Origin of the sequence: Mesorhizobium sp. M2A.F.Ca.ET.067.02.1.1 (assembly GCF_004023285.1) — a bacterium.
GTDB lineage: Bacteria > Pseudomonadota > Alphaproteobacteria > Rhizobiales > Rhizobiaceae > Mesorhizobium.
Window position 1 is genome coordinate 1 of record NZ_RZSB01000608.1, and the last position, 3,691, is coordinate 3,691.

General features: G+C 65.2%; 4 protein-coding genes. All 4 read right to left on the reverse strand.

Going from position 1 to position 3,691, the window contains the following annotated elements; genetic code table 11:
• The coding region (locus EOA28_RS28520) for a folylpolyglutamate synthase/dihydrofolate synthase family protein (protein WP_148670899.1) at positions 1-880 on the reverse strand (880 nt) is incomplete at its 3' end.
• Positions 881-1,019: 139 nt separating this feature from the next.
• Positions 1,020-1,946: an acetyl-CoA carboxylase, carboxyltransferase subunit beta gene (gene accD / locus EOA28_RS28525; protein WP_127251479.1), complete on the reverse strand. Its 927-nt coding sequence runs from the start codon at positions 1,944-1,946 to the stop codon at positions 1,020-1,022.
• A 95-nt stretch (positions 1,947-2,041) separates the two neighbouring features.
• Entirely contained in the window at positions 2,042-2,881 is an 840-nt protein-coding gene (gene trpA / locus EOA28_RS28530; RefSeq protein WP_127386057.1) for a tryptophan synthase subunit alpha, read from the reverse strand.
• A gap of 2 nt (positions 2,882-2,883) precedes the next feature.
• A partial coding sequence (gene trpB, locus EOA28_RS28535; RefSeq protein ID WP_128315522.1) for a tryptophan synthase subunit beta occupies positions 2,884-3,691 on the reverse strand: 808 nt, incomplete at its 5' end.

Genomic DNA, 3,691 nt, shown 5'->3' on the forward strand with positions numbered 1-3,691 from the left:
GTGCAGGCCAGGCGACATGGGTCATCGCCCGCTCGGCGGCGCGATGGCCGATCTCGAAGCCGGCCGCCTTTACAGCGGCGATCGCGGCGGCGGCATTCGCGTACTGGTGCCGCCCGGGCAGGCGCGGCAGCGGCAGGTCCATCAGCCCGTCCTCGTCCTGATAGACCATGCGGCCGTTTTCCTCGAAGGCGAGGAAATCCTGGCCATAGACCACGGTCGGGCAATCCAGCCGCTCGGCCGTCTCGATCAGCACCTGAAGCGCGGTGTCGCTTTCCTGGGCGCCGATCACGACGGGGCAACCACGTTTCATGATGCCGGCCTTCTCGGCGGCGATCAGCTCGACGCGGTCGCCGAGATAGGCTTCGTGGTCCATCGAGATCGGCATGATCACCGAAACCGCGGGCCGCTTGATGACGTTGGTGGCGTCGAAGCGGCCGCCAAGCCCGACCTCGATGATGGCCGCCTCCGCCGGATGCTCCGAGAACAGGACGAAGGTGACGGCCGTGAGTATCTCGAAGACGGTGATCTTCTGGCCCTGATTGGCCTCGGCGACGCGCGCGATGGCCTCGGCGAATACATCGTCCTCGACGAGCTTGCCGCCGCCTTCGGCCGCCAGCCGGTAGCGTTCGTGCCAATTCACCAGATGCGGCGAGGTGTGGACGTGAACGAGATGACCGGCCGCCTCCAGCAGCGCGCGCGAGAAGGCGGCGCAGGAACCCTTGCCATTGGTGCCGGCGATGTGGATGACCGGCGGCAGCCGGTCCTGCGGATTGCCGAGGCGTTCGAGAAGCCGGGTGACGCGGTCCAGCGAAAGGTCGAAACCTTTCGGATGCAGCGTCATCAGATGTTCGATTTCGCGTTCGGCGGAGAGCGTTGTCATGGCGGAATCCTAACGCCTGACCCGGAGACCGGGAATCGGTCTCGGAACGGTCATATGCAAATAAGAGGCTACAGCAGACAACGCACGGCGCAAATCGCGGTTCGCGGCGAATGATGTCGCGCAGACCGATATGGCGTCATCAGGCCTGGGGCCGTGTCTCCGCGTTGGCGATCGCCGGCGGCAGGATTTCCGGCTCCAGCGGCTTGTCGGCTTGCGGCATCTTGAGCAGCATCTTCAGGAGCCGGGAAATGGTCTGGCGCATCTCCAGCCGCGAGACGACCATGTCGACCATGCCGTGCTCCATCAGATATTCGGCGCGCTGGAAACCGTCGGGCAGCTTTTCGCGAATGGTCTGCTCGATGACGCGCGGACCGGCAAAGCCGATCAGCGCGCCGGGCTCGGCGATATGGACGTCGCCCAGCATGGCGTAGGAGGCGGTGACGCCGCCGGTGGTGGGGTTGGTCAGCACGACGATGTAGGGCAGGCCGGCTTCCTTCAGCCGGTCGACGCCGACCGTGGTGCGCGGCAGCTGCATCAGCGACAGGATGCCCTCCTGCATGCGGGCGCCGCCGGAGGCGGCGAACAGGATCAGCGGCCGCCTGCGCTGCAGCGCGACCTCGAAGGCATGCACGATGGCTTCACCGGCGGCCATGCCGAGCGAGCCGCCCATGAAGGCGAAATCCTGCACTGTGACGATGACCGGCAGCCCATCGATGGTGCCGGCGCCGTTGAGGATCGCATCCTCGAGGCTGGTCTTGGCCTTCGCCTCCTTGAGGCGATCGGTGTAGCGCTTCTCGTCGCGGAACTTCAGCGGGTCCTGGACGACCTTGGGATTTTCCAGCACCTCGTATTTGCCGTCGTCGAAGAAGTATTTCAGCCGCTCCTTGGCCGAAATCTTCATGTGGTGCCCCGAGGCCGGGATGACGAACTGGTTGGACTCGAGGTCCTTGTGGAAGATCATCTCGCCGGTCTCGGGATCCTTGATCCAGAGGTTTTCCGGCATGTCGGTGCGCCGGCCGAGCATCGAATTGATCTTCGGGCGGACGTAATTGGTGATCCAGTTCATGGCTTCGGCTCCCGTCCTGGAAAGGACTTCCCGCAATTCCAGGAAAAGTCTGTGGCGATTTTCCGTCCGGAACTGCTTGTAGAGGAATAGTCAGGCTATTCGGCGGCAACAAGGCGGGCCGAACGGACGCCCTGGGCGAGGCCGCTGACCAGCGTGGCGACGGCTTCGGCCGGATCGGCTGTCTTCTCGCCCTTCGGTCCCAGCACATTGGCGATCGCATTGACGATCGCCGTGCCGACCACGACGCCGTCGGCCGAGGCGCCGATGACGCGCGCCTGCTCGGCGGTCTTGACGCCGAAGCCGACGCAGACCGGCAGCGCAGTGTGGCCCTTGATGCGGGTGACCGCCGCCGAGACCTTGGCGGTGTCGGCAAGCGCCGAGCCGGTGATGCCGGTCATCGAGACGTAATAGACGAAGCCGGAGGTGTTTTCGAGCACCTTGGGCAGGCGCTTGTCGTCGGTGGTCGGCGTCGCCAGGCGGATGAAGTTGACGCCGGCTTTCAATGCCGGAATGCAGAGCTCTTCATCCATTTCCGGCGGCAGGTCGACGACGATCAGGCCGTCGATGCCGCTGGCCTTGGCGTCGACGAGGAAGCGATCGACGCCGTAGATGTAGATCGGATTGTAATAGCCCATCAGCACGATTGGCGTCTCGTCGTCGCCGGCGCGGAAATCCGACGCCATCTTCAGCGTCCTGGCCAGCGTCTGGCCGCCCTTCAGCGCCCGAAGACCCGCCGCCTGGATGGCCGGACCGTCGGCCATCGGATCGGAGAAGGGCATGCCGAGCTCGATGACGTCGGAGCCTGAGGCAGGCAGCGCCTTCATGATCGACAGTGAGGTCTCGTAATCGGGGTCGCCGCCCATGACGTAGGTGACCAGAGCCGGACGGCCCTCGGATTTGAGCTTCGCCATGCGGCGGTCGATGCGGGTGGTCATTGTCAGATCTCCATGCCCAGCATGTTGGCCACCGTGTGCACGTCCTTGTCCCCGCGGCCCGACAGATTGACGATGACCAGCTGGTTCTTGTCCATCTTCGGCACGATCTTCATCGCATGGGCGATGGCATGCGCCGATTCCAGCGCCGGGATGATGCCTTCGACCCGGGTGGTGATCTGGAAGGCCTCCAGCGCCTCGTCGTCGAGGATCGGCTCATATTGGACACGGCCGGAATCGCGCAGCCAGGAGTGCTCGGGGCCGACGCCGGGATAATCGAGACCGGCCGAGATCGAGTGGCCGTCGAGGATCTGGCCGTCCGCGTTCTGCAGCAGATAGGTGCGGTTGCCGTGCAGCACACCGGGCTTGCCGGCATTCATCGACGCGCAATGCTCGACGCCGTCGACGCCGCGCCCTCCCGCCTCGATGCCGATGATGCGCACTTCCTTGTCGTCAAGGAAAGGGTGGAACAGGCCGATGGCGTTGGAGCCGCCGCCGACGGCGGCGATGATGACGTCCGGCAACCTCCCTTCCTGCTCCAGCATCTGCGCGCGCGCCTCCGAGCCGATCACCGACTGGAAGTCACGCACCATCTCCGGATAGGGATGCGGGCCGGCGGCGGTGCCGATCAGGTAATAGGTGTCCTCGACATTGGTGACCCAGTCGCGCAGGGCTTCGTTCATGGCGTCCTTCAGCGTGCCGTGGCCGGCGGTGACCGGCCGCACCTCGGCGCCGAGCAGCTTCATGCGGAAGACGTTGGGGCTCTGGCGGGCGACGTCGGTGGCGCCCATGTAGACGACGCAAGGGTAGCCG